Origin of the sequence: Leuconostoc sp. LN180020, from assembly GCF_014844115.1 — a bacterium.
GTDB lineage: Bacteria > Bacillota > Bacilli > Lactobacillales > Lactobacillaceae > Leuconostoc > Leuconostoc citreum.
This window is the reverse complement of record NZ_CP039736.1, coordinates 1,104,404-1,130,914: the sequence shown is the minus strand read 5'-3', so window position 1 is coordinate 1,130,914 and position 26,511 is coordinate 1,104,404. Positions and strand designations below refer to the sequence as shown.

Below are 26,511 nucleotides of genomic sequence, written 5' to 3'. Positions count from 1 at the left end.
AAGACCCATTTTCCTATTGTCCAATCATTGCTAAAACAGCATTTTAAACTCATGATGGTGCTTCGTCTACTCAAAATACCCAAAAGCACCTACTTTGATTGGGTTCACTATACTGAAAGCCATCGTCAACGAGAAGACACTATTTTAAAAGCTTTATTACGTGAAATTTGGCAAAATAACTACAAAGCTTATGGGGCGCCACGTTTGCGATTAGCATTGGCTGATCTGAATTTACATCATGGTACCAACCGAATTCGTCGCTTAATGCGAGAAGCTGGTATACACTCTGTCATGAGTCGACGGTTTAACAAACCAACGACAACAGTTGATTATATTCAACGGCCAAACTTAATCAGAAAGTTACAAGACGCCAATGTCTGGAGTATGGACATCACTTATTTAAAGTTAAGCAATGGTCAGTGGGTGTATTTAGCGTCAGTTTTAAATCTACGAACACATAAGATATTAGCCCATCAAATCAGTGGCACGATGGATACCAAATTAGTAGTTACAACACTACAAAGAGCGCTATCAACTCATAAAAAACCAAATTATTTACACACTGACATGGGCAGTCAGTTTACTAGTTTTGGCTTTGAAAATTTGTTAAATCGACATAAAATTGATCATTCGTATTCAAAGTTAGGGTATCCATATGATAACGCCAAAATTGAAAGTTTTCACTCTCTATTAAAGCGTGAAATGATTTATCAATTCCGTTTTCCATCGATTGCTCATCTAATTTTAGGTGTGTCCAAATATATTCAATGGTTCAACGACGAAAGAATCAGTCTCGCCAATCGAAACATGAAAGTAGCCTAATCAGTTCAGCCCTAGATAAAAAATAGTCCGATTTATTGACTTATGAGCATATTGTTTTTGTGTCTATATACCTAAGTATACGATGTTGTCGCTTACAAAACATTACGCAGGTGTTACAAAATCCCCTTTACTTCTCAAATACTAAATCTTAGATAATAATTAAACAATAAAGTTCCTAAGTTGACATCTGTAAATCAATATTATAATTTTTACTTAATTTTTAAAAGTTGAAACATGAATTTTTTTACAACAAATTTAATGACAATAAGCCTCAATTTGTTACGATTTTTTCTTGGCTTTTTATTAATCCACCCAAATACTTTTCTATAATTTGGATTGTCATTGCGTAAAATATAATAACCCAAATTCATTTTTGATTGATTAAAATAAAAATCATTTTTTTCTGAGGAATCCCACTTTAATTCAGAAAGCAGCAATTCTTTTTCATCAATATGTAGTAATAAAGTATCGGCATCTATTGTTTTGGTTAAACTATTTTTATGAACACGATACATACCGATGTACTCATTCAATAGATATCCTCCACCATATAGTAAAGCTCTTAAATAGATAGTCGTATCATTTGAAATTAACATATTATTAAATTTAGCTGCTTCTAGTTTGCTAGTATCGAAAACAGCTGCGAATGTAGATAACGGCTTACCAATTGTTGTAAAGTTTTTTAAATACTCTTTGCTGGTTATTTTTCCAAAGCATGATAAGTTATCTTCTCTTTTCTCATCCTCCGTAAATGCAAAACTTCTTGCACCGACAAAAGCTAGTTCGGGGTCAGCCATCATTATATTAACAGCTTTAGTAAGCCAATCTGCATTAGTATAATAATCATCATCATCATGAAAAACAATGTATTTTCCCCGAGATTCAGAAAAACCTAACTTGTGTGCATTCGATATACCAATATTTTTTTTATTTTTTATGTATTTTATTTGAGCATTATTTTTACCTACAAATTCATTCACAATTTTTTCAGTACTATTTGAGTTTTGATTAGGATTGTCATCAATTACGATAATTTCAAGGGAATCATAATTTTGTTCTAGTATTTTGCTGAGTGCCAATTCCAAAAAAATGTCCCGTTTATAGGTTGTAACAACAATAGTCAGTAATGGGCTTTTAACCATTTAATTTTCTCCTCAGTATGTGCAAAAAATAAGTTATTAATTTTGATTGGGTCAATATTAATACTAGTACGTAAGACGTTGCACCCAGTAAAACTTGTAGCAAAGTAGTTAACATTGTTGGAACCATGGAATTAGTTACAAAACGCACTGTTATAAGCATCAAAATTCCCGAGATTAAATATTTCACTAATTCCACATAATCAAAATTAAAATCTGTGTCCCTTACCAAATAATACACTCTGATTCCTGAAACTAAAAATTCTGCCACTAGAGTTGCTATAACTGCTCCAAAAATTCCAATCAATGGAATTAAAATAATGTCTAATATAATGCTTACTAAAGCACTATAAAGCATTGAATAATTATACTCTTTCATTTTTCCTTTTGGCATTAAGTACTGCCGGACGACGGCGCTGCTCAAAGGTATAATAACTAATAATATAGACATCCAAATTAGCAATTGTTCGACCATTAAAAATTTCACCCCAAAGAACCAGAATACAAATTTGGGAGCAATAGCAATTAAACCAAACATCATTGGAATTGTTAAAAATAATTCTAAATGAATTGACTTTTTTAACAACAGAATCATAGAATTCTCTTCATTTTTTGAAACCATGTTAGTCATTCTGGGCAATAAAACCGTATCAATAGTTGTTAACATAGTAACTATTACATTAATTATTAACACAGAATTAGAGAAATATGCCACCATCGAGACGGAAGTTAATAAGCCCAAAAGTGTCTTGTTTAAATTGGTATAAACAGTAGAAGCTATACGTCCAGTAAAAAAAGATAATGCCCCTCTAAAGTGTCTAAAAGCTTTCTTAATAGGTATTACTCTAAAACCTACTTTTTTTATTGCTATAGGCCAAAAAACACACTGACTTAATAAGGAACTCATAGATACAATCATTACATAAAAAGGTAAATCTTCACTACTTTGAATATATGTTATAATCAAAAAAAATGATACAAGTTTAACAAATATACTAACTAAACTCACCAGCTTGAAGTCTTCGATACCTGCAAAAAACCATGAAATATCCAAAACAGTACCCAACATTATTAATAACTGAATATGATAAATCCAAGAATTCGATAAAAAGAAAGACAAGATAATATACACTACAGTGGCTATTAGTGAAAAAACTATGTTGAACCACTCTAGTTCCCAAAATGTCTGTTTCATCATTTCTAAGTTGTCGCGTACTGCCGCAATTTCTCTGACTCCATACGAGACTAGCCCTAAACCTGCGAAGAGAACAAAATAATTTACAATTGAGTTAGAGTAGTTAAATAATCCCAATCCATTAGGACCTATTCTGTGTGAAACAATAGGAACAGTAATTAGCGGTAACAATACAGATAATACCTGAAACATACCTTGGTAAAGCGCATTTTTAATAATTTTACTCATTTATAAATTTCCATTTCATTAAATAGTTCGTAATCGTATTTCTATGAACTGACAATAAAATCATGCACCTGCTAATTTTCTAGGAATTATTTTTAAAAAATTGATCCACAAATTTAAACTGTATCTCTGCAGATTTTGAGACATTTTCTAAAGTTTTTTTATCCATAGTATTTACATTATCGATTAAAAATTCAGCATCAATATCGGCTATTTGCCTCACATCAATATTAGCCTGAACGGGGAATAAATCTCGTATTACGTTATTTGTTTTTTGGCTATAAGAAAAAACATACTGAGGAATTTGCAACCTCCATCCCAAAATCATTGCATGAAATCGCGAACTAAACATTATATCAGCTTTCTGAAGAATATCTAAGGAGTCATTAATGTTGTCATGTGACTTAAGTAGTACATTATTTCTAACGTGACTTGGGATGCTGCTAAAAATACGATTTGCAGCTACTGTATCATTTTCAGCTTCGCTAAATCCGAATAAAACAATAGTATAGTTGCGTTTAATTAATTGTAATATTAATTCTTTAATTTTCCGATCATATGAATTTTGAATCGAATTTTTATTTGTTGCGACTACTTTGTCCACTATGTTAATAATAGAGACGACCGCAAGCTTTTTTTTGTGCTGGACAATTTCATTATTTGACTTGGTAATAGGTAATCCAAGAACCACATCAGGAGCTACATCAACAACTAGTATTTCTCTAAATAAAGAAAAGGATTCTTCATCTCGAAAAACAACGCTATTAACTTTCGAAAAATATTCCTTATACGTCTTATAATAGTCATCGGTAGTATACGGTCCAAAATTGCTGCCAATAATAAAGATAGGTTTATTACTTTTTAAATAATTTAGTCTTCGAGAAGTAATGCCTTCTTTAGCTATCTGTTGAAATATAGAACCTCCAATCTCAACAATCAAATCATTTCTTGATATCAATTTTCTTTCAATAAAATCTGTTACGCCAATTATTGAAAGTAACTTATTTAAAAGTCGCCTATAAAATACATACTTAACAACTTTTACATTAGGCATATCAACATATGGTTCAGTAAATTTAGGTTCGACAAGAATAGTTATGCTAGAAGTAGGGTACCTATTAGCTATTGTTTTAACAAATAGATCATCACCTAAATTTTTCCTAAAATAACCAGCAAGATATATTTTACTCATAATCTCCTCGTTTTTAATACATACTTTTTTTACTCATTAGCCTAATTTTATAACTTATGAAATAGTTAATTATTTTATAGATTAACGGCATCTTAGAAACGATTTTAATGAAAACGTATATGTATTGGAATTTTTTTTCTACAATATTCACAAACTTTTCTTCGTTTTTATATTTCGATCTAAAAAACATAAACATCAATTTTGTTTTTCTAAGCAGACTGGTTTTCGCATTTATTTTCGATAGGACTATAATCTCTGACCCCAACATATTGTTGAGATCTAACATTGTATTATTTCCAGTGACTAATTTTCGTTCTCCTATTAAGTCATATCTAATCTCTATCTTTTTATGGATCAAATTTTGATACCAAAAAAGCCAATCTTCATTGTGATCTAACCCAATCATAAATGTAACAATGTTATCAGTTCTTCTAAATAGTACCGAGGATATTTCAAATGGATTTTCCTTACTTAAATTTTTTTCATGTGATTCATTCACAACCGATATTTTCTGAAATTTTTCATTAATATACTCTGTATTTTCTACATATGCAAAAAAGTCATTATTTCTATCTAAAAAAGTTAAACCTCTTTCCATATGTTGATTAGTTAATTGATCATCCGCATCCAAAAAATTTATATATTTACCATGAGCAGAATCTAAACCCTTATTTCTTGCGAGACTTCTTCCTTTAGCGGATTTCAATAATTTTACTCGCTTATCAGTATTGCTAATATTTTGAACCAAAGATTCTGTCTTGTCTGTTGATCCATTGTCAATTACAAGTATTTCCCAGTTAGACACCGTCTGATTTTGAACAGATTTTATGGTATGTTCTATGGTTTTAGCCCCATTATAAACTGGTATGATAACAGATATTGTAGGACTACATGCTGTATTTAATTCCATCTTTAATTCCTTTGAATATACTTTTGAATTTTGTCATTTTTTCCTGTTCAAAAAGTACTGTCTTACAAAGAAGAACAATATTGCGAACCCACGCTTTTAGTAACCCGCCATGTTTCTTTGCAAATATGATGTTATTTCTTGATTGATAATATTTTCGAAAAGCATTGTGATTATACACTTTTATATTTTTATTAAAAAAATGAACGACCTTAATTTGTCCTATTGCATGATTGATTGTGGCATGATTAGCTTGTATGATTAAATACCCTACATTTCTAATTCTTAAATCAAAGTCGTCATCGACTCTGTCAATGAATAAATCATCATCATAACCGCCAACAAATTTCCAAGCTTTCACGCTCACAAGTGATCCAGAAGCAATTGGATAATCTACAAACTGCCATTCGGAAATATTTTCATCACCAAAATGATCATGAAGTTCATTTCTTTCTAAATATCTTGGGGTTATCATACCTAAACTATTAAAATTATCTCTATCTACAAAACTATATAATACGTCAATGTCTTTTATATCTAGAATTGAGTCTTGGTCTAAGACTAATATCCAGTCACTAATTTCCGATAAATAATCAAATCCAACATTAGTAGCTTTTGCAATACCAAAATTGCTCTCCAAAAATATTATTTTTACTTTGCTGTAACTATTCTCTATTTCTATAAGATCTTTTTTATTAACTGAGTTGTTATCAACAATAACTATTTTATCCATTACTTTTGAAAGAATATTGATGTTCTCTATTAATAAACTTATCTCAGAATTAAAACTTATTATTAAGCTTACTTTCATGTACTTTCACCTTGTTGAATTGAATTAATAAGATAAACATTAGTGCGTAAACATTCACCATGCTTGTCATTTGCCAAGAATAAAATGACAACATAACTGAATTTTCAAAAAAAGCATAGTACAATAGGTAGTAGGTGCTGTGCTTTGCCTTATCAAAAAGCCAATAATTAAAATAGCCAGCTATGAACATAACAATGAAAACACCAAACTTTCCAAGAGCTAAAAATGGCGCTGATAAATAACTATAAACGTTAAATTGTCCTCTTACAGCAAATGAATATTCGTGTTGATTAATTTGTAATAATTTCAAAAACTTATCGATTGGTTCAATAATACCAAATCCATGTCGTACTCCACTCAAACCTGGTGTCACCATCCATTTATCAAACGCTGTTAATGGTAAACTTATGTATTGAAAAGTTTGATTTTCACTTGAGAAAAAATTACCCGTAACGTTACCAAATCTAGCGATTTGCACGAACAAAAAAGAAAAATAAAGTAAAAATAAACATAGCATAGCTATAAACACAGATTTAACGAAGAGCTGCCAATTGGCATTTTGCATTTTAACCATTAAAAATATAATAGCTATAGGCATTAATACTATTAGAATATCTGTTCTAGCCTGAGTCAAAGTAGCACTATAATATACAATTCCAGTGCCTAGTAGGATGATTAATAAGTACCACCTACTAATCTTACTTGTTAGGTAACTGTATACTAATGAACAGAGAGCAAAAACAGTTATGTACTTTCCATAAATAACATACAGAGGGAGAGAACTAACAATATTAATGAATTGATCTCTAAAGCTATCACTACCTGCTCCTAGTTGCCTTAACTTAATTATACTGAGAAAGTTCATTATTATTCCAGAGACAAGAAGTCCCCAGACTATAATATTTTTTTCAAAATGAGCAGATTGATAAGAGATTGGAACTGTCTCGGTGGCAACTGATTTTACTGAAAAATTGAAAAAAGATCTAAGAAAGTATCCTATTAGATAAGAAAATTCCCCTATTAAGAAAATTAAATTAGCTTCATTACTTAAAGTCCAAGTTGTTTGGAAATACCAAACATACAATATATAAGCAAATCCTGTAGGGATGACAAATAAAAATACCGGATTTACAATGTTTTTTATGTAATTTGTATAGAATACCACTAAGACTATTATTAATATAGTTATCAAATAAGTTGTAGTGATCGTCATTAAAACTCTCCATTATTACTTTTTAACTCATTATAATTTACTAAATATTACTCTATAGAAAAAGATAATATTCATTAATGAGTTCTCACGTCGAAACTTTTTGTTTTTCAACAATAACCACTTACTCTTAAAACCTTTATTATAGTTCAGTAACATTTCGATTTCTTGAAATGTACTAGCAGTCAAATTTTTTTTGTAATACGTTCTTAAAAATTGAGCCGTAATCACTACCGAACCATCTTTTCTATTAAATTCCTGCATAATCTTAAACAATAGGCCCTTTGTTGCACTGGAAGCGTTGTCCTCATGTCGTCGAAACTTAATATAATTGTTCTTATCAGCAAAAAAATGACCCCCGAGTGCCGCATTAAGTCTAAAAATAAACTCGTCATGTCCACCAGGCAGTTTTTGAACTTCTTTATATTTTACTGCCAACTCTGCTAGGTCTCTGGAAAACACACTGGTTGCTCCAGAAACCGAATGTCGAACCATTTCTGCTGGAAACGTGGTTCTTATATTAGAATCATCTTTAATTTTTAATTTATTTAATGTTGAATCCACAAAAGTTAATCCACTAAAATAAATACGATACTTACTATCATCTTTTTCTAATTTCTTTATGCTGACTAAAATCTTATCTTTCAACCAAACATCATCTTGATCTGAGAAAGAGAAATATTTATAATTTTTTTTCAAATCGACAACCGTTTTTAATAACATTAAAAAACTATTTTTATATCCTAAATTATCACCACTTTTTATTACAGAAACTTTTGGATTCCTTATGAATTCTTCGATAATGCTCATTGTATTGTCCGTTGAACCATCGTCGCGAATGAATAGATGGATATTCTGGTAAGTTTGATTTAATATGGAATTAATTTGTTCAGCCAAATAGTCTTCTCCATTATACGTTGACATTAATACCGCGACAGATGGATTATTCATTATCTAACTCCTGATAAATTTGATACATTTTATTGTCAACTTCCCTAAAGTCGAATTTTTTTAAGAAATCTAATTTAGGTAAATATTCCGCCTTTCTCATAATTTTTAATATTAATGCTTTTAAGGTATCCGAATCATTTGGATTAAATAAATTGCCGTTTATATTCTCCAAAATATAGTCAGATACTCCTCGACGTTGACTACCAATTATCCATGTTGCGTCTACTGTAGCATCTAATCCCGAGACTGCCAAACCCTCCTGCAAAGACGGAAAAATAAATGAATCACTGGCATAGTTAATATCATGAATATCAGTGCGATAACCTAATAGTTTAAAATGTTCCTCAAAATTAAAACTATTGGCTAATTGTTTTAATTTTTCTCCATTTACACCTGTCCCCGCAATAATATAATAAACATGTTGTCGTTGTTTTGGTGTCATACTTTTTAAAGCTTCTAATACAATCTTATGGTTTTTTCGATCGCTCAGTTCTCCAACAGAAGTTATCAGAAAAGCATCACATGGAATATTTAATTCCTTTCGAATTCTAATACGCGCTTTGGCTTTTTCTTCATCCGTAACTTGCCAAGCTTTTTCGACATCTACACCAATCCCATTAATTTTTGTGACTCTTTTAGCATGCATGTGTTTCTTCGCCAGTTCATAGTCCTCATCATTAATTGTTATAAGTGTATCTGTTAGAAAAGAAAATATCCATTCTAAAGGATAGAAAATGAACCACGCCTTTTTTGAACTTCCTTTAAAAAAATGGAACCCATGTGCGGTGTATATGGAGGAAACTTTAAACTGTTTTGCAACGAAACGTCCCAATATACTCCCCAATGGTGAATGAACATGAATAAATTTAAAGTTATTATCTTTGAACAGGTGCCGCAGTTGCTGAATGGAACGTATATTTCCCTTCAAAGAACCCATACGTCTCTCAAAATCAACTTGATGCGCCGCTACCTTATTGTCATTCATCCATTGTTTAAAACGCTCATTTTCTTCTGCAGACATCGAACCAAAATCCACCATATTTGTGGCAACATGAACTTCATATCCTAAATTTTGTAAAATTTTAATGTTTCGATGGTTAAATTGCTGAATCATATTAGCCTTTGCTGCTATCATCAATACTTTCTTCACTATACCTCACCATATCTTTATCTGACTTATTATCATCAATCACTGTTTCTTTAAACACACCATCACGCTTCAATACAGATACAACCGTTTCCACAGTCAATAACATATCTACTCTAAAGCTTAAGTGCGCTGCATATTTAGCATCATAGGCAGCTTTATCTTCATCCGAAAGATTATTTCGCCCATTGACTTGTGCTAATCCTGAAATACCTGGTAATACTTGATCAGCACCGTTCTGCTTTCGCAAGGACAACACCTTTTCATCAGTCTTAGCCAGCGGACGGGGTCCGATAAAGCTCATGTCGCCCTTAATAATATTCCATAATTGTGGCAATTCATCTACTGATGTTTTTCGAATGAGCATACCAAAAGGCGTCACATAGCTTGTAATGTCTTCAAACTCTGAATTTGCTTTTACTGGTGCCTTGTTTGTCATTGACCGAAATTTGTACAACGCAAAAGGCTTCGAATTTCTGCCGTACCGTTCCTGAATAAATAGAACGGGGCCTTCCGAAGTCAGTTTAATAATAATGCCAACAATGATTAATGGAATTAATAAAATGATTAACATGGGTATTGCAAGCAACAAATCAAGTAATCGTTTAACAACTTTTCTATAAACCAATAATTCTCTCCCATCTCCCAATATACGATTATCGCTTAAGACTTGGTTTCTCCATAACCATAGCCATAGCCATAGCCACTCCCAGCGTTGTTTTTCTGATTCTGATCATTATAAATAAAACCTACTACCGGTGCTTCGGCGATTTTCAGAATTTCAGATGTGCGCTGTAACGCCCCTTTAGTTGTCTTACCACCACTGACAACAATGGCAACGCCATCCATTTTGCTCATCAATACCTGTGCATCAGTTACCATCAAGAATGGTGGGACATCAAAAATCACGAGATCATAATGATCTCTTAGTTGCGTAATTAGCGTCGTCATACGCGCTGAGGCTAGCAATTCAGCTGGATTAGGTGGTACTGGACCTGAAGCAATCACGTCTAACGTATCCATACGTGTATGATGAATAATCGAACCAAGTTCACTATGAACGTCCGCAAGATAATTCGTTAACCCATGATTATCAGTTACATCGAAAGTGATTGCGACTGTTGGACGTCGTAAGTCTGCATCAACTAACAAGACACGCTTACCTTGTTGCGCGTAAACAACGGCTAGATTTGCCGTAATTGTTGATTTTCCTTCTGAAGGTAAAGCAGAGGAAACGAGCAATGTCTTGACATTTCCCTTGGCTACTGACGCAAAATCAATATTCGTCCGTAACGTTCTAAATTGCTCTGAAACTGGGTTTTTAGGTTCAGCAGCCGCAATAAGTCTGGCACCCGTAGTCATTGTTTCGGCAGATAACCCATCACCTAGTGCTTTGTTTTTCTTAAAAAAGGCCATTGTCTGTTCTCCCCTATTAATCCTTATTCAAACGACTGAGCCGTGAACGTGAATGCATTGCTTTGCCATCATCTGACATACTTTGAACTGTTGGTGCCATATCAAAATGCTTCATGACTTTAATATGACTAACAACACCAAGATTGGTAAAGCCAAATAGCTGTGAAACTTCATCAGGCGATTTGATTGTCGTATCAGATAATTCGCGAACCAAGGCAACTAGGAAGGCCAAACCGCCTAAAATAACGACACCGGCTAAGATAAATAATTTTTTATTAGGTCCTACTGGCGTTTTATTTGCTTTGGCTGAATCAATAATCGACACGTTATTAATCTTCATAAAGCCACCAATTTTGGCTTTAAAAGAATCAGCAACAGTATTAGCGACAAGTGCTGCCTGTTTTGGGTCTTTTGACGTCACATTAATAGCGAAGACCTGTGAGTTTTGTTGATTAGAAATTGAGACCATCTTCTTTAATTGGTCAACTGTGAGATCATAGGTCTGTTGTGAAGATGTTTTTTTGATTTCCTTTTGTTCGGGCGATACTAAGCGACGTGTACCGTCTGCTAATGTGTCATATACAGCAGGCTTACCCGGTTGAACAACCTCAGTTTTGGGTTGCTTTAATTTATCAGCAACGTCTCCCAACACATTACTTGAAATGACTAAATTTTTATATGTATTGATAATTTGCACATCAGCTTGTTGATCAGATAAATTAGCATTTCCCGTTGTATTATCTGTCGATCGGTTAACTAGCATACTCGTTGATGCACTGTAAGTGGGCGCGATTAAAAACTTAGCAATACCATAGCCAATACCGGCACCAATTAACGCCATAAAAAAAATGGCAAAAAAATGTTTACGGATAATGTCCCATAGTTGTCGTAACTCAAGTACGTTATTCATTATTTATTAATCCTTTATTATGTATTTAAAATCCATTAAAAAAACGGCGTTTGACAATTTTTTTAGGTATCAACCGCGCCACCTGATTGCCATCGAGTATCGCCTCAGCATTCTCAGCAAACATCTGTTGATAATCTGCCCCCATCTGCTGTTCAAGCTTCATCATAGCCGTTGCCATGTGGTACGTACGGTTTGGTAAATCGTGGGCATCCGAAACAAAAACATGCCCTAAATGATGGGCAATAATTGTCTCCGCAAACTTTTGCACCTTTTTACCAAAGGCCCCAACATAGGAACTAGCTGTTATCTGGGCAATAGCACCTTTCTCAATAAGTTGATATAAGATATCTGGCTGCGACATGATTTTCGCATTTCGCTCTGGATGCGCAATTTGGACGATAATGCCTCGCTGCATGATATTAAAAATCATATCGGCACTGTATGCCGGTACGTCATCATCTGGAAATTCAAGTAACAGGTACCGGTTACTTTCATCGGCAAACAGAATGTCATCTTGATCTAAAGCTATCAACAACTCACCATTAATGCGTACTTCCTGCGATGGAAAAACTTGCAGTGGTATTTTTTCTTGTTCAAGTGCCATTTGAAACTTTGTCGTTAAGGCAACGACATCACGCTTGTGGTTCACAAACTGACCGTTCATATGGTGTGGTGTCATCAATGCTGCTTCAACACCCTCTCCAACTGCGTCACGCGCTAGCTGAAGGGATGCCTGCATTGATTGAGAACCATCATCTATTCCCGGTAGTAGATGGCTATGTAAATCAATCATCCCGCTTCCAATCTCCCTTTCACATGATCAGTTATTCATGCGAATAATTATTTAATAATATATGTATGTAAATACCTTAACACTCATTAATTTCATTTTTGTTACAGAAATGACACATTCATAACAGTAATTGTAATATAATAAATTGCTTAACGTTAATCATTTTCGAACACATATGTGAAAATAATAATAAAATAAAAAACGAACAATATTGATTGTCCGTTAAAGTTTTGTAACATAAGAATTTTATCAACGCTTAGCTTACTCATGCTTGACATCATCGAGTAAATCGCGTTCTGTCTGTGTAAGAACACGGTTTTCTAGCAAGTCTGGTCGTCTCTGCCATGTCCGACGCAAGGACTCCTTTAAACGCCACTCAGCAATTTTAGCATGATTGCCACTCATTAAGACATCCGGCACCTTACGCCCACGGAAGTCTGCGGGCCGAGTGTACTGTGGAAATTCAAGTAAATTATCTTGAAATGAATCCTCTTCAGCACTCACTTGATTGCCTAAAACATCTGGCAAAAAGCGCGCTGTCGCATCAATAATCACCATTGCGCCAAGCTCACCGCCAGTCAATACATAATCACCAAGCGAAATTTCATCATCGACTAGTTCACGAATACGCTCATCATAGCCCTCATAATGCCCGGCAATAAAAGTGAGATGCGATTTCTGTGCCAATTCTTCGGCAACATGATGGTCAAATTTACGCCCAGCAGGATCCAGCAAGACAACGTGACCTTTATCACCGGCCGCTTTTTCTACCGCAGCCATGGCATCAAAGATAGGTTGCGCCATGAGCAACATGCCTGCACCACCACCAAATGGATAATCATCGACATTATTATGCTTGTTTTCAGTGTAATCACGAAAATCAGTGACATGAAAATCTAATGCCCCCTTGTCACTCGCTTTACCCAATATAGATTGCTTTAACGGCGTAAACATATCTGGGAATAGACTTAAAACATCAATACGCATTAATCTAACAATCCTTCCAACACATCAATGGTAATCAGCTTATTGGCCACATCAACTGACTTGACAACATCATCAATCATAGGAATAAGCGCATCTGACTGGCCTTGACGTTTAACGACCCAAACATCATTGGCCCCTGTTGTCATAATTTCAGACACAACACCGATTGCTTCACCAGACAGACTCACAACACGACTATCAATAATTTCATCGTAATAATATTCATCATCACCAAGTGCTTCACGTGCTTGGCCATAAACGTAGATGTCGTTGGTTTTATATTTTTCAATCTCGTTAATATTTGTGACGCCTTCAAATAATACCAACCACATATTTTTGTGTAAACGTGACGATTGTACAGTCACTGGCACAAAGCCTTGCTTGGTTTCAATTTGTAATGCTGCACCTTTTTTAAAACGATCGGCGGCAAAATCAGTAATGGCCATAATCTTCACTTCGCCACGAATACCGTGGGTGTTGACAATTGTGCCAACTTTAAAATAATTTTCTTTTGTCATAACGTTATTATAGCATAGCTTTACAGACGAAAAGTCGCAGATATTGGATTCAATATCTGCGACTTTTGTCACTACAATTTGATAAGATAATCGTTCCCTATCAAAATAAATTAAATTTGAGGTAATGTTGATTTATCACCATCAAGCTTGAAATATTGACCATTATGCCAATCTTTCAATACATAACCCATACCATTGCCCAAAACGTTCGTGCCGTTCATATACTTAGCTGACCATTGCTTAATAGCAACATCTGCTGGGATAGATTCACGGTCACCGTGTGACAATATATAGTAAGGATTTGATCCATCATTTGCATAGTTCTTATACCAATAATCATAGGCCTTACCCTCAAAGAGGTCTGGATACTTTGCTTTCAGAGCTTCTAAGTATTGTCCAGCATATTTTTCTTGGTATTGACCACCACCAACGGAGTTAGTCACATAGAGTTGCGTTCCAAAGCCAGTGGCATCGTCATTACCATAAACACCTGCTCGTGTTGCTGAAACAACTTCTTTACCAGGTAAGTTATAGACCTGGTTATCAACAACGTCAGCCATAACTTGCATATTAGCATGATGTAGCGCTTGAATCGCTGCACGCAAATCACCATCAGTGCCATACTTTGTTGGTGTATTGAAACCTAAGTCATAGCGATCAGTGAAGGCATAACCATTATCAATCGTTGAATCCAAGAATGTATGGTCCCCACTTGAACGGTACTGTGGTGCCATTTCAAAACTCGTAATACCCCAATTATTGAAGACATCGGCATTTTTAGCAATTACAACGTTCGTAAGTTCATCATGCGTTGTTGCCTTAGGCTGGAAGTTAGAGAAACCTTCATAAATAAGGTTAGAATCTAATGCCGCATTCGAGTGTAATACTTTACCATCATGGTTTTCTGTTGCCGTTGCTGCTGTACGGGCATCTTGATTGTCTGATGCACCCACAGGCACCCAAACAGCTAGATAACCAGAAACTTGCGGATTAGCAACACCACGAATTTGTGTATTGTCTTGCCCGTTAACCTCTTGATTTGAGAATGTTAACGTTCCTTGATCGTTTGTCCAAGCTGTTGGTGCTTGATCTGAATTAAAGGTTGCCAAACCATCACGTGTTGTTAAGATAACTGCGCGATACTTTTGATTTTTATGTGCTGCACCCATATCCAGTGTCACTTTATCCGAATCATTAAGTTGCAACTTTGGATCATTACCAATAATGACACCAAGCCCCTCAGTACGCGTAGCTGATGTACCTAAATCATTAGCTGTCATCGCATCTTTTCCAAAGCGGACACTCTTCAACAAACCATGATTGTCAACACTCATAGTTTGACCACCGCTGACATAGCTTTTACGAGCCGTCATTAATGACACTAAGGCATCATAGTAGATGCTCTTGTTGGCCATATACTGTCCGTCATCTTGATACATATCCCCATAATACATACGAGGAACAGTATCTTTGTTTGTCAACATCAAGGCATAAATACTTGGTATATTATAACTATTATACTTTTTGTTTGTTGCACGCTGATCCTTATAGAATAGCTCTAATCCGGCTTTTAACTGTTCATCTGTAAAGTTCGTCCAATCAGCACCAGTAGCATCAGTAATGGCTGCACCGACTTTTTCTTGCACACCTTTATCGTGCGCGTGAATAATTGAATAGTTTGGTGTCGCCTGATTTTCTGTACTATTCTGCGTATGGTCGGCGATAAGCGTACCACCGTCAACGTCTTGTAGCATATTCGTCAATGGTTTATTTTTACCAGGTTCATTTGTTAACGACAATGTCGCTGCTTCACGGAGGTTTGACTCAATTAACGCATCATTATGAATCGTTGATGTACCCGCGTCTAAGCCAGCTTCAACCAATGAAATGTGCTGGTTTGCTTTGGCTTCACTTTGTTGCACTTGATAAGCATCACGAAGATAATCATAAGTACGTTGGATTGTATCATTATGAATAAAGTCGACAGCGTCAATACGAATACTATCAAAATTAGCGTCATCTTGACCCGCAGTGATGGTGCCAAAGTTCATTAAGTAATGTAACCAGTTTAAGTTTTCAGCTTGCACAACAGGATTAGAATTATCCACGTCGTTGGCTAGCAAGAAGTCAAATTCATTACCAGGTTGACGATAATCAGAATTAGTTGTTGGTGTGAGTGGGTTATTGCCATACTTCAGATAACCACCTTGGAACCAAGCATCACCACCCCCATGATATTCAGAATCCTTATTCCAAATGAATTGTTGCTTCACAAATGATGGGTTATTATTTTGTGATTCAAACAACAATTTCTTTAACCATTCTGTGCCATGCTCTGACGCAATGCGCTTTTCAATGGCCACTTGAACATCTTGTGCAGCTTGGTTCAAATCATATTGATCTGAATGTAGTGTGTATTGTGCTGCTGTTGTCAACAATCCATTTGCTTTCATGAAGTTGAGATAGTTGACTTGAACATTCTTATTTGGCCACCAAACAGTGATTAATGGTCGCATATCCTTATCAGTCGAATCACGCCAAGTTGTCCCGTTAGCCAAAATTGACTTTGGTCGATACCAAGTATCTGCCGTCAAGAAGCCATCAACAGTATGGTCGAAACTGCTACTGTCATGATTAAATGCAACATTTTTGGCAGAAAAAGCATTAGTAGACATATCTAATGTATTAGTGAATAAGTATTCACCATTGCCTTTATCGTCAAAATAGTACGTCTTGCCATCAACAATAACTTGTTGATTTTTTATTTGGTTACCAGTAGCGTTATCAAAGTATTGTAATGTCCCATTAACAGTAACAAGTCCCTTTACAAGCTGATTTTGCTTATCTGCGTAACGTGTTTGGCCATCTTGGGAAATGTAATGACCATCCTGATAGTCACCCGCTACGGTGCTAACAAGATTACCTTTACCTGATTCAAAGTAAAAGAGCTTGTCGTCATACTTTGCTACGCCACCTTTAAGTTGTTCACCTGTATATGGATCAAAGAATTGCAACGTGCCATTGATATTTTGCAATCCCTTCAAAATAGTATTATTTTGATCACGGTAAACCCAGGCTGTTTTGGTGTCTTGACCTTGCTTGAGTGTTATTGTACCGTAATGCCCTTCAGTAACCGTTGGCAATAACTGCGCATCCCCGTGATCTTTACTAAAGTAATAAGTTTCTTGGCCAATTGTAACAAATTGACCTTTCGCTTGTATGCCGGTTGTCAAATCAAAGTAACGCAACTTACCATTGCTATCTTGACGCAGACCCTTCGCTAGTTCACCATTGGTATCATACTGCCAATCGTTACCATTTTTCGTGATATAGTGACCTGCTTGTGGCAACAATGTTGTCTGTACGGGTTTTTGGTTACCAGTTTGAGAATCGAAGCTGTATAACGTACCATCTATTGTACGTTGCGAACCTTTAACTTGATATCCTGTCTCATCAAAGAATAGCTTCTGACCATTTATGTCATGTTGTCCAGTTATGGCCACACCATCAGCACCAAAGTAAACCCATACACCGGGTGTGATTTGTTCAAAGCGATTACTCAACATATCACCTGAATTAGGATCATAAAAACGCATATGACCTAATTGGTCAGTATAAGCATGACCTTTAACTTGCTGGCCGTCAGCCTTAAAGTAAAGATTTTGGCCGTTAATGATTTGTGCGCCAGTTACTGTATGCCCTTGCGCATCAAGATAAATCCATGACCCATCTGGTAGTTCACCGAAGTCTTGCGTTAACTTTTCGCCCGTTAATCCTGTGTAATAGTTTGTTGTCCCATCACTATTACGGACTTCATTATATTTAACTTGTTTACCATCTTGATCAAAGTAAAGTGATTGTCCATTAATGCTGCTTGGACCAACCGCGGCAACACCATCCTGATTTAAGTAATACCATGAACCATCTTTTGCTGATACAAACTTGCTAACAACTTGTTTGCCATCTTCATCAAAATACATGATTTTATCGCCCACATGTTGTAAGCCTGTTGCAGCAACCCCATCACCATCAAGATAAATCTTATCGCCATTGGCCAGCGTTTTTAGGCTATTTTTAATTTGTTTGCCATCTCCTTCAAAATAGCGTGTCTTGCCATCAATCACACGTTGACCAGTAACAGCATCACCTTGTTCATCTAGATATAACCATGAACCATCTGGCAACTCACCCCATGAATTTGTGACAAGATGACCATCATTTTTGTCATAATAATGGCGCTTACCATTGGCATCCGTGCTGGCATCACCTTTGATTTGATGACCGTCTTTATCAAAAAACATATTTAGACCATTGATAACTTTGGCTCCAGTTGTTATCAGGCCCTTATCATCCAAATATACCCATGAACCATCGGATAATAATTTAAAGGCATCTTTGATTTGCTTACCATCATTACCAAAGAAATTAACTTGATTATTAATGACTTGACGGCCTGTTACAGCAATACCTTTGTCATTCAAATATAACCATGAGCCATCTGGCAACTCACCCCATGAATTAACTGCCATGACACCCTTATCACCATCATAATAACGTTGATTACCATTATTATCGATGATTGCATTGCCTTTAACTTGCTTACCATCAGCATTGAAGTAGTACTCTTCCCCATCAATTTTTTGGTTACCAGTCACAGCAACGCCTTGTGCATTAAGGTAAAGCCAAGACTTATCTGCTAACTGTCCCCATGAATTAACCACCATATTACCTGTGGCCTCATCAAAATAGCGTAATTGCTTATTCTGATCTTTTATAGCTGTGCCTTTAATTTGGACACCATTAGCATCAAAATATTGTGTAACATCTGTGCCATCAGCGTTCGGAACTTCTGTCAGGCCAATTGCCATACGACCATTTTCAAAGAAATAATGCCATTGATTTTGACTATCTTGATAATACTGGTTCATAATTTGTTCCCCAGCTTTATTATAGTAAAATTCTTGATTACCATCAAAAAGGTAAGCATCTTGAAGTTCCACACCATTAGGTAAGAAATAATAATTTTTATCGTGGATATTTTGTTTACCTGTCAACATATAGCCTGCATTATCAAAGTAATACCAATTTGTCCCATCTTGAATAAAGGTATCTTTAGCTTGATAACCACTTGTTGAGTAGAAAGAAGTCTTACCATTTTCTGTTGTAAAGCCGGTGCTTGTTTTTTCACCCAGTAACTGTTTAGGCAAAAATCCATTATCACTAGACACATTGAAATATTGATTTGTTGCCCAGTCTTTAAGTACATACCAAGCGCCACGACCTTGAATGTTTGAACCATTAAAGTACTTTGCAGACCATTCCTTAATTTTAACATCCGGATTCATCGGCTGATTTGTTGATATCTGCTTAATTTCAAACAAGCTAGGATAATCTTTTTTCAACTGGTCTAAGAACAGGCCACCAAACTTTTCTTGGTATTCGCCGCCCCCAACTGTTCGTGAATCATAGAGCGTGTTATTAATCACAGAACCATAATCGTACTTACCTGAACCATTTGTACGAACTGCGGTGACGATTTGTTCACCAGGTAAATTATAAATTTGATCAGGTACCCAGTCATTAATAGCCTGAATACCTTGTGCGTGTAATGCTCTTAGACTATCTAGAAGTTGATCAACTGTACCATATTTTGTTGGCGTATTATACCCAACATCATATCGATCAGTAAAGGCATAGCCGTTTTGAATAACCGAATCCAAAAAACTATTATCTGTACTTGAACGATATTGCGGTGCTAATTCAAAGCTTGTAATCCCTAAATCTTTAAACAATTTAGCATTTTGAGCAATTTTTACGTTGGTGAAGTCATCATTCTTTTCAGGCATTGCTTGGAAATTCGAGAAGCCTTCATAAATCACATTAGAATTAAGCGCAGCATTTGAATGATAGACATCGCCATCCTTAGTTTCTGACTGGCTGCTTTGTGTTCTAGCATCTTGACTGTCACTCGCACCGACTGGTACCCATGCAGCAAAATAACCAGATACCTGTGGATTGCTGACACCATAGACCATATCTGACTTAAAAATAAGTTGACCAGCATCGTTAGTATAAACAACTGGCGCTCCGGCGTCCTTATCGTAAATTTGAAGACCAGATTTTGTTGTCAACATAAGTGGTCGGTAAGCTTGATTTTTGTGAGCAGCACCCATATTGAGCACAATTTGTTCATCATCATTTAAATTCAAGAATGGCTTATTATTAATCACCAAACCAATACCTTGTTGACGTGTGTCACTATTACCCAAATCGTCAGCTGTCATCGCACCTTTACCGTAACGTACTGATGTTAAGACACCTTGTGGCTTTGTCTCATTTTTTGCTGGATCAAAGCACTCATGCAAGTACGTCATATTCATACTTTGACCACCAGCAACATATTTGATACGGCTTTTCAAAAGTGACGTAATGGCGTCATAGTATGGTGACTTCTGTGACATATACTGTCCATCATCAGAAAATAGATCACCATAATAAACACGTGGCACAGTATCCTTGTTTGTCAACAATACAGCGTAAGAAGCAGGAATATTGTATGCTGTATATTCCTTATCTGCTTTTAATTCATCGGCGTTGTAAATAGTGAAAGCTTGCTTAATCTCATCTGGTGTTACAGTTAAGCCGTCTGATTTTGTGTTAATTTTATCCTTAATAATTTGTGCAATAACGGTCTGCACCTCACTATCATGGGCACGGATAAAGGCATAGTTTGGTTGTGCTTCATTTTCTGTGGCATCTTTCCCACGCTTAACAAGACTTGTATTAATTAGCGGTTCTAGGCCACTTTGTGCGGCAAGAGGCATGTTCAAGGCGTATTTCAAAGCCAAGTGTGCTGGAAAATCCATTGTCAATTGGTTATTCCCGTGGGCTTTAATGTACGCAGAATCATTATTATCCCAATCTTCCAAGATCGAAATATGATTGTTTGCGTTTGCCTCAGTTTTACCAGTACCGTATGCAGCTTTAAAGTAATCACCAGCAATTTGTAAGAGATCGGCATCAACGTTATCAACCGCATCAACACGATAACCGTCAAAATTAGCTGTTGGGTCGTTCTGAGCTATAGTACCAATGTTCATCATGTAGTGAAGCCAGTTCAATTGCTCAGCTTGTACAACAGGGTTAGAATTATCAACATCATTAGCTAATAACATCTCATATCCACCTTGTTTACTTGGATCAGTAATTTGGCCGGTTTGGTTGGTTGGTGTACGGTTTAACAGACGGTAATCTGAGTTCGCGTTAGGTGTTTTGTCATCATTCACATATAACAATGCCCCACCCTGTAAATGATCATTACCCTTTGATTCACTATCAATATTCCAATTTGCCTGTGAATCAATCAGTTTGTTCATATCTTGCTTGAGCCAATCAGTTTTTCCAGATACACCAATTCGCGATTCGATATTCTTTTGAACAGTCATAGCAGCATCAGTCAATGTGCTCATATTATCATCATTTGATACTTTAACATCGTCAGGTAGCATACCAACTGATTGCATATATTGTAGATAAGCTACCTGCGTATTCTTATCCGGCCACCAAGACATGAGCAATGGTCGAAAATCTTCTGCTGTTGTTGGTGTCCAGGTCGTTCCGTTTTTTAAGATGTCCTTAGGACGATACCAACCGTTAGCTGTTAAGTAACCATCGACATTTGTGAAGTTATTAGCTGTGAGATCATGAGCCGCGTTATGTGCATTATCAATATTTACTAATCCCTCAGTAACTTGCGGTGCATTTGCGGTCAATTCACCGGATGTTTTATCAAAGTATAGAACTTTACCGTCAATAATAGCGGTGAAGTTCTTTTTAACTTGACCATTGTCATCAAGAAAATAGGTTTTACCGTTGATTTCTTGAAGATGAGATGTTTCTGTAGACTTAACTTGTTGATTATCCGTACTTTTTTGTGTTGTCGAGACGAGGTTTGCTGATTTATCAGTTGGCACATTTGTATCTAATGGTTGATCATGAATACTACTCGTGTCTGCTGCTTTATTTGCTACCGGCGTCGCTGGCGTTGTGGCTACTGCCTTGTCCGTTGCAGGCGTCGTATTTGCTAGTTTATCTGCTGCAGGTGTGGCTGGCGTATCTACCGCCTTATCTGTTGCAGGTGTCGTTGATGACGTTGTATCTACTGTCTTATCTGCTGCAGGTGTCGTTGGCGTTGTATCTGCTGCCTTATCTGTTGCAGGTGTCGTTGATGACGTTGTATCTACTGCCTTATCTGCTGCAGGTGTCGTCGATGACGTTGTATCTACTGCCTTATCCGTTGCAGGTGTCGTTGATGGCGTTGTGGCTACTGCCACTACTTTTGCCGCTCCTAAAGTAGTCTTGTCATCATTAACCTTATCAACGGCACTCTTATTAATCTGTGCTGAAGTACGGCTATGATTCGTGTCAACTGCAATCGTATTTGCACTAACACTAGCAGTTGTGACGCCAAACATCATCAAAGCAAAAATACCGGCTGTTACTAGTACTTTGCCCGATTTGTACAATTTTTTACGGTCACAAATTACCCTCATGTCTCTCACACAACTATTGCTCCTTTTCTCTTCCTCTAGTTCGGTAATTTTAGAAAAAATAAAAAACCACCATGGTTTTGTAAAAATGATTAACCTTTACCAATTCATTGTATAACCCAAAAAATCGGCTCTAGAGATTTATGCAAAAAAGGATATTCAATAGTGAATATAAATAAAATATTGATTGTTCCATGATAATAATTAACTATTATTATTTTGAAAGCAATGGAGACAGATTATTATGCGGAAAGAAACAAACATTATCAAAGAACGTCGAAAATTAAAAAACTTATCTCAAAAACAGTTAGGTGCCTTTATCGGTTCACAAGCTATGGTTTCTAGAATTGAAAGTGGCCAGATTCTACCTAATGCACAATCAATTTATTTTATTTGCAAAGAGCTAGACATCACCATCGATGAATATTTTTCTAACAATTTTGAAATCGATTTTAATATCGTTAACTTTCGAAATAAATTAAATTATAAGTACCTTCATAATGACATTGACGGCTTATATGCCATGTATAATGAACTAAAATTGAGAAAGACATTAACTTTAAACAATAAGCATGATATCTTAATGCTGAAAGCAACTATCTATCACACTAAATTTAGAATCGCATCAACAACAGATCAAAATATATTGATTGACTATTTCAATAAGCTCATTAGCTGGCAATTGTACGACATCTATTTACTAGAATGCACAGTAAACATGTTACCGGTCACACTAGTTAGACCCTATATCTCCGATATTCTAGGCCAATATATTTATGAGACAGTGCAATATAACCAACTGGATAATATTACTAATCTTATTATCCGTTTTTTTGAAACGAGTCTTCTCCAAAATAAGCCAATTATTATTGAATGGATTATCAAAAAAATAGAAGATATACCTTTAGAGGATAGCTTAACGCACCAAGTTTGGTTGCTGTTTTTAATCGGATTATACAGAAATGAGCAACACAAAATTGATCAAGCCTACACAATATTAACTATTTTAGATGATTGTCATCTCAAAAATATTTTTAAACGTATTGCCTTACAGTATGCTCAAATGCGTGAGTAAAACCGTCTATTTTTCTTATAACGTCTGTCATAGTAAGGCCTAGTGATTTCATTGTGCAGTCAGTAACGAAACAAAAGCACGATATTCTATCGGATAGAATACCGTGTTTTTTATAAATTAGCTTCATTTAAGTTTGGGTTAAAAAAAACTCAGCTTACAAAACAAAAATGATTAATTTATTTTAAAAGTATTGTGTTGTTTCACTATCATCTAATGAGATGAGTAATTTTTTTAATGCTTGCCCATAACGATACTGACCAACACCACCATTTTTTGGTAGTATACGATGACATGGGTTAATAATAGTTAACGGATTTTTACCGACAGCACTAGCCACAGCTCGAATAGCTGTTGGCTGTCCAGCACGTTGTGCTAACTGCTGATAAGTAAGTTTTTCATCCTTGCCCATCTCGTGCAAAGCATGCCAGACACTAATTTGAAAAGGGGTTCCCGATAGGTAAGCGACATTAAGCCTTTTAAAATCAACACGTTCACCAGATAAATATTGTTCAAAATAGCGCAACTCTGGTATTTTAGCGTATTGAAGCTTCATGCGGGGATATTGTAATGAAAATTCACCAACACCATCATCAGCAAAACTAATAAAGACAATCGCATCGTTATCTTTAAAAAGGGTTAACTGCCAATTCTTAAATTTCATTGTGTCGTAAATAATCATGTTATTATTTTACCATGAAAAGTATCTGATAGTATAACAATAATCTCTACTTAACATGCCATTAACCCTTCTTCAACAAACCGAAAACAACACCAGAAATAATGGCACCAATGCCGATAAACACAAGGTAAAGTAATGGTGAACTCGTTAGTGCAATAACAAAGATACCACCATGTGGGGCTAATAATTTAATACCAGTCAAACCAACCAACCCTCCAGCAACTGCTGAACCGACCATAAAACTTGGGATAGCGCGTGCTGGGTCTGCCGCTGCAAAGGGAATGGCACCCTCAGTGATAAACGACAGGCCCATCACAATGTTTGTCAAACCAGCTTGTCGTTCTTGTTGATCAAATTTCTGCTTGAAAATTAGCGTTGCCACAAAGACTGCCAACGGTGGCACCATGCCACCAGCCATCACTGCGGCCATAATATTGGACCCACCAGTAGCAACTGTTGCAGCTAAAGTCCCAGTACCAAACACGTAAGCCGCTTTATTAACCGGTCCACCCATATCAATGGCCATCATGCCACCAAGAATAATACCTAGCAAAACAGCGTTGGTTCCACTTAAGCCTGACAAAAAATGATTCAATCCTGTGTTGATTGCAGACATTGGAATATTAATCAGTAACATCGCAAATCCAGTTAACAAGACACCTAAGACCGGATAGAACAAGATAGATTTAATGCCGTCCAAAGATTTCGGCAAACTTTGGAAAAGTTTTTTTAGTAATAACATGATACCGCCGGCTAAGAAACCGCCGACAAGCGCGCCTAGAAATCCTGATGGAATTGGCATATGCTTAACATCAAGGCCAACATTATACAGATTATAACCATTGGCAGCTAGTGCACCGGCAACAAATCCAGCAACGAGTCCAGGCTTTTCAGCAATAGAATAAGCAATGTATCCAGCAAGAACTGGTAACATAAAGCCAAAGGCTGCCCCACCAATCTGCTTAAAAAAAGCAGCAATTGGATGATAAGTTCCTAAACTAGACAATGCATCTTTTGGCACACCTAAGCTTTGATCAATTAGAAAAGCAAATGCAATGGCAATACCACCGCCAATAACGAATGGCAACATACTTGAGACGCCACTCATCAAATGACGGTAGAATGCTTTACCAATGGATTGTGTTGTTTCCGAAGAGTTTGTCGTTTTGGCCTCTTGACTATGATATATTGGTGCAGTTTGCCGTAGTGCTAATTCAATTAACTCGTCTGGTTTGCGAATGCCATCGGCTACAGGCCGATTAATCAAGGGTTTTCCATCAAAACGTGCCATCTCGACTTTTTTATCTGCGGCAATAATGACACCCTGTGCATGCGCAATATCAGAGTCGGTTAACTTATTTCCAACGCCACCAGCACCATTTGTTTCCACTTTAATACGAATACCTAGCTTATCAGCTTCTTTTTTTAATGCTTCTTCAGCCATATAAGTATGCGCAATGCCAGTTGTACATGCAGTAACCGCTACCAAATATGGGGCGTCATCTTCAACATGTGCTGTATTTGGTGCCGTTTCTTGAGTTGTAAATAAATTCACCACATCATCGGGTGTTGTTGCCTGCTTGAGTTTATCCATAAAGCCATCTTGTAGCAGATAACGTGATAAGCTGGCTAGCGCCTCCAAATGGGTATTATTAGCATTTGCTGGCACAGCAATCATAAATAACAAATGCACTGGCTGTCCATCCATAGCTTGATAGTCTACGCCAGCGGTTGATCGTGCAAAAGCAACTGTTGGCATTTTTACGGCACTATTTTTAGCATGTGGCATCGCAATGCCATCACCCAAACCAGTCGTCGTTTGTGATTCACGAGCCAAAATACCTTCTAAAAATACTTTTTTATCAGTAATACGACCAGCTTCATACAACCGATTAATCATTTCTTCAAAAGCTGCTTGTTTAGTCTTTGCCTTTAAATCTAAAATCATTACTTCGGGTACTAACAATTCACTAATTTTCATGATG

General features: G+C 36.1%; 18 protein-coding genes and 1 pseudogene. 2 read left to right on the top strand and 17 right to left on the bottom strand.

Annotation, left to right across the window (positions count from 1 at the left end; translation table 11 throughout):
- Positions 1 to 12: 12 nt before the first annotated feature.
- Positions 13 to 822 (top strand): annotated as a pseudogene (locus FAZ25_RS05825) (IS3 family transposase); the annotation flags it as partial.
- Positions 823 to 1,031: 209 nt separating this feature from the next.
- On the opposite strand, the gene FAZ25_RS05820 reads toward FAZ25_RS05825, so the two are convergent.
- From FAZ25_RS05820 to FAZ25_RS09715, 15 genes are all read right to left on the bottom strand, one after another.
- Positions 1,032 to 1,964, bottom strand: coding sequence for a glycosyltransferase family 2 protein (locus FAZ25_RS05820; protein WP_192269186.1), 933 nt, complete (start codon positions 1,962 to 1,964; stop codon positions 1,032 to 1,034).
- On the bottom strand, positions 1,957 to 3,384 hold the full coding sequence (locus FAZ25_RS05815; RefSeq protein WP_192269184.1) for a polysaccharide biosynthesis C-terminal domain-containing protein: 1,428 nt from the start codon (positions 3,382 to 3,384) through the stop codon (positions 1,957 to 1,959). The genes FAZ25_RS05820 and FAZ25_RS05815 overlap by 8 nt, the downstream gene beginning before the upstream one ends.
- Positions 3,385 to 3,463: 79 nt before the next feature.
- The gene (locus FAZ25_RS05810; RefSeq protein WP_192269182.1) at positions 3,464 to 4,573 is read right to left on the bottom strand and encodes a polysaccharide pyruvyl transferase family protein; all 1,110 of its coding nucleotides are present in this window, start codon (positions 4,571 to 4,573) and stop codon (positions 3,464 to 3,466) included.
- A gap of 13 nt (positions 4,574 to 4,586) precedes the next feature.
- Positions 4,587 to 5,483: a glycosyltransferase family 2 protein gene (locus FAZ25_RS05805; protein ID WP_192269180.1), complete on the bottom strand. Its 897-nt coding sequence runs from the start codon at positions 5,481 to 5,483 to the stop codon at positions 4,587 to 4,589.
- Positions 5,461 to 6,291, bottom strand: coding sequence for a glycosyltransferase (locus FAZ25_RS05800; RefSeq protein ID WP_192269177.1), 831 nt, complete (start codon positions 6,289 to 6,291; stop codon positions 5,461 to 5,463). Before FAZ25_RS05800 ends, FAZ25_RS05805 begins: the two co-directional genes overlap by 23 nt.
- On the bottom strand, positions 6,263 to 7,504 hold the full coding sequence (locus FAZ25_RS05795; protein ID WP_192269174.1) for an O-antigen polymerase: 1,242 nt from the start codon (positions 7,502 to 7,504) through the stop codon (positions 6,263 to 6,265). Before FAZ25_RS05795 ends, FAZ25_RS05800 begins: the two co-directional genes overlap by 29 nt.
- Positions 7,505 to 7,534: 30 nt before the next feature.
- On the bottom strand, positions 7,535 to 8,452 hold the full coding sequence (locus FAZ25_RS05790) for a glycosyltransferase (RefSeq protein ID WP_192269173.1): 918 nt from the start codon (positions 8,450 to 8,452) through the stop codon (positions 7,535 to 7,537).
- Positions 8,445 to 9,587, bottom strand: a complete 1,143-nt coding sequence (locus FAZ25_RS05785) for a glycosyltransferase (protein WP_192269170.1) — start codon at positions 9,585 to 9,587, stop codon at positions 8,445 to 8,447. Before FAZ25_RS05785 ends, FAZ25_RS05790 begins: the two co-directional genes overlap by 8 nt.
- The gene (locus FAZ25_RS05780; RefSeq protein WP_192269167.1) at positions 9,568 to 10,227 is read right to left on the bottom strand and encodes a sugar transferase; all 660 of its coding nucleotides are present in this window, start codon (positions 10,225 to 10,227) and stop codon (positions 9,568 to 9,570) included. The genes FAZ25_RS05785 and FAZ25_RS05780 overlap by 20 nt, the downstream gene beginning before the upstream one ends.
- A 35-nt stretch (positions 10,228 to 10,262) precedes the next feature.
- Entirely contained in the window at positions 10,263 to 11,015 is a 753-nt protein-coding gene (locus tag FAZ25_RS05775) for a CpsD/CapB family tyrosine-protein kinase (RefSeq protein WP_192269164.1), read from the bottom strand.
- Positions 11,016 to 11,031: 16 nt separating this feature from the next.
- Entirely contained in the window at positions 11,032 to 11,925 is an 894-nt protein-coding gene (locus tag FAZ25_RS05770) for a YveK family protein (protein ID WP_192269161.1), read from the bottom strand.
- 25 nt (positions 11,926 to 11,950) lie between these two features.
- Entirely contained in the window at positions 11,951 to 12,718 is a 768-nt protein-coding gene (locus tag FAZ25_RS05765) for a tyrosine-protein phosphatase (RefSeq protein WP_192269159.1), read from the bottom strand.
- 261 nt (positions 12,719 to 12,979) lie between these two features.
- Positions 12,980 to 13,705, bottom strand: a complete 726-nt coding sequence (gene trmD / locus FAZ25_RS05760; protein ID WP_004907938.1) for a tRNA (guanosine(37)-N1)-methyltransferase TrmD — start codon at positions 13,703 to 13,705, stop codon at positions 12,980 to 12,982.
- Positions 13,705 to 14,223, bottom strand: a complete 519-nt coding sequence (gene rimM / locus FAZ25_RS05755) for a ribosome maturation factor RimM (RefSeq protein WP_004907941.1) — start codon at positions 14,221 to 14,223, stop codon at positions 13,705 to 13,707. The genes trmD and rimM overlap by 1 nt, the downstream gene beginning before the upstream one ends.
- Before the next feature lie 110 nt (positions 14,224 to 14,333).
- On the bottom strand, positions 14,334 to 22,775 hold the full coding sequence (locus tag FAZ25_RS09715) for a glycoside hydrolase family 70 protein (RefSeq protein ID WP_371812492.1): 8,442 nt from the start codon (positions 22,773 to 22,775) through the stop codon (positions 14,334 to 14,336).
- 241 nt (positions 22,776 to 23,016) lie between these two features.
- Here FAZ25_RS09715 and FAZ25_RS05745 point away from each other — a divergent pair, with 241 nt between their 5' ends.
- Positions 23,017 to 23,847 (top strand): helix-turn-helix domain-containing protein, encoded by an 831-nt coding sequence (locus tag FAZ25_RS05745; RefSeq protein WP_040177215.1) that lies wholly within the window; start codon positions 23,017 to 23,019, stop codon positions 23,845 to 23,847.
- Between the two features lie 181 nt (positions 23,848 to 24,028).
- On the opposite strand, the gene FAZ25_RS05740 is transcribed toward FAZ25_RS05745, so the two are convergent.
- Together FAZ25_RS05740 and FAZ25_RS05735 are read right to left on the bottom strand one after the other, a co-directional pair.
- On the bottom strand, positions 24,029 to 24,526 hold the full coding sequence (locus tag FAZ25_RS05740; protein WP_192269153.1) for a methylated-DNA--[protein]-cysteine S-methyltransferase: 498 nt from the start codon (positions 24,524 to 24,526) through the stop codon (positions 24,029 to 24,031).
- Positions 24,527 to 24,587: 61 nt separating this feature from the next.
- Positions 24,588 to 26,507, bottom strand: coding sequence for a fructose-specific PTS transporter subunit EIIC (locus FAZ25_RS05735; RefSeq protein WP_012305348.1), 1,920 nt, complete (start codon positions 26,505 to 26,507; stop codon positions 24,588 to 24,590).
- Between the last annotated feature and the right edge of the window lie 4 nt (positions 26,508 to 26,511).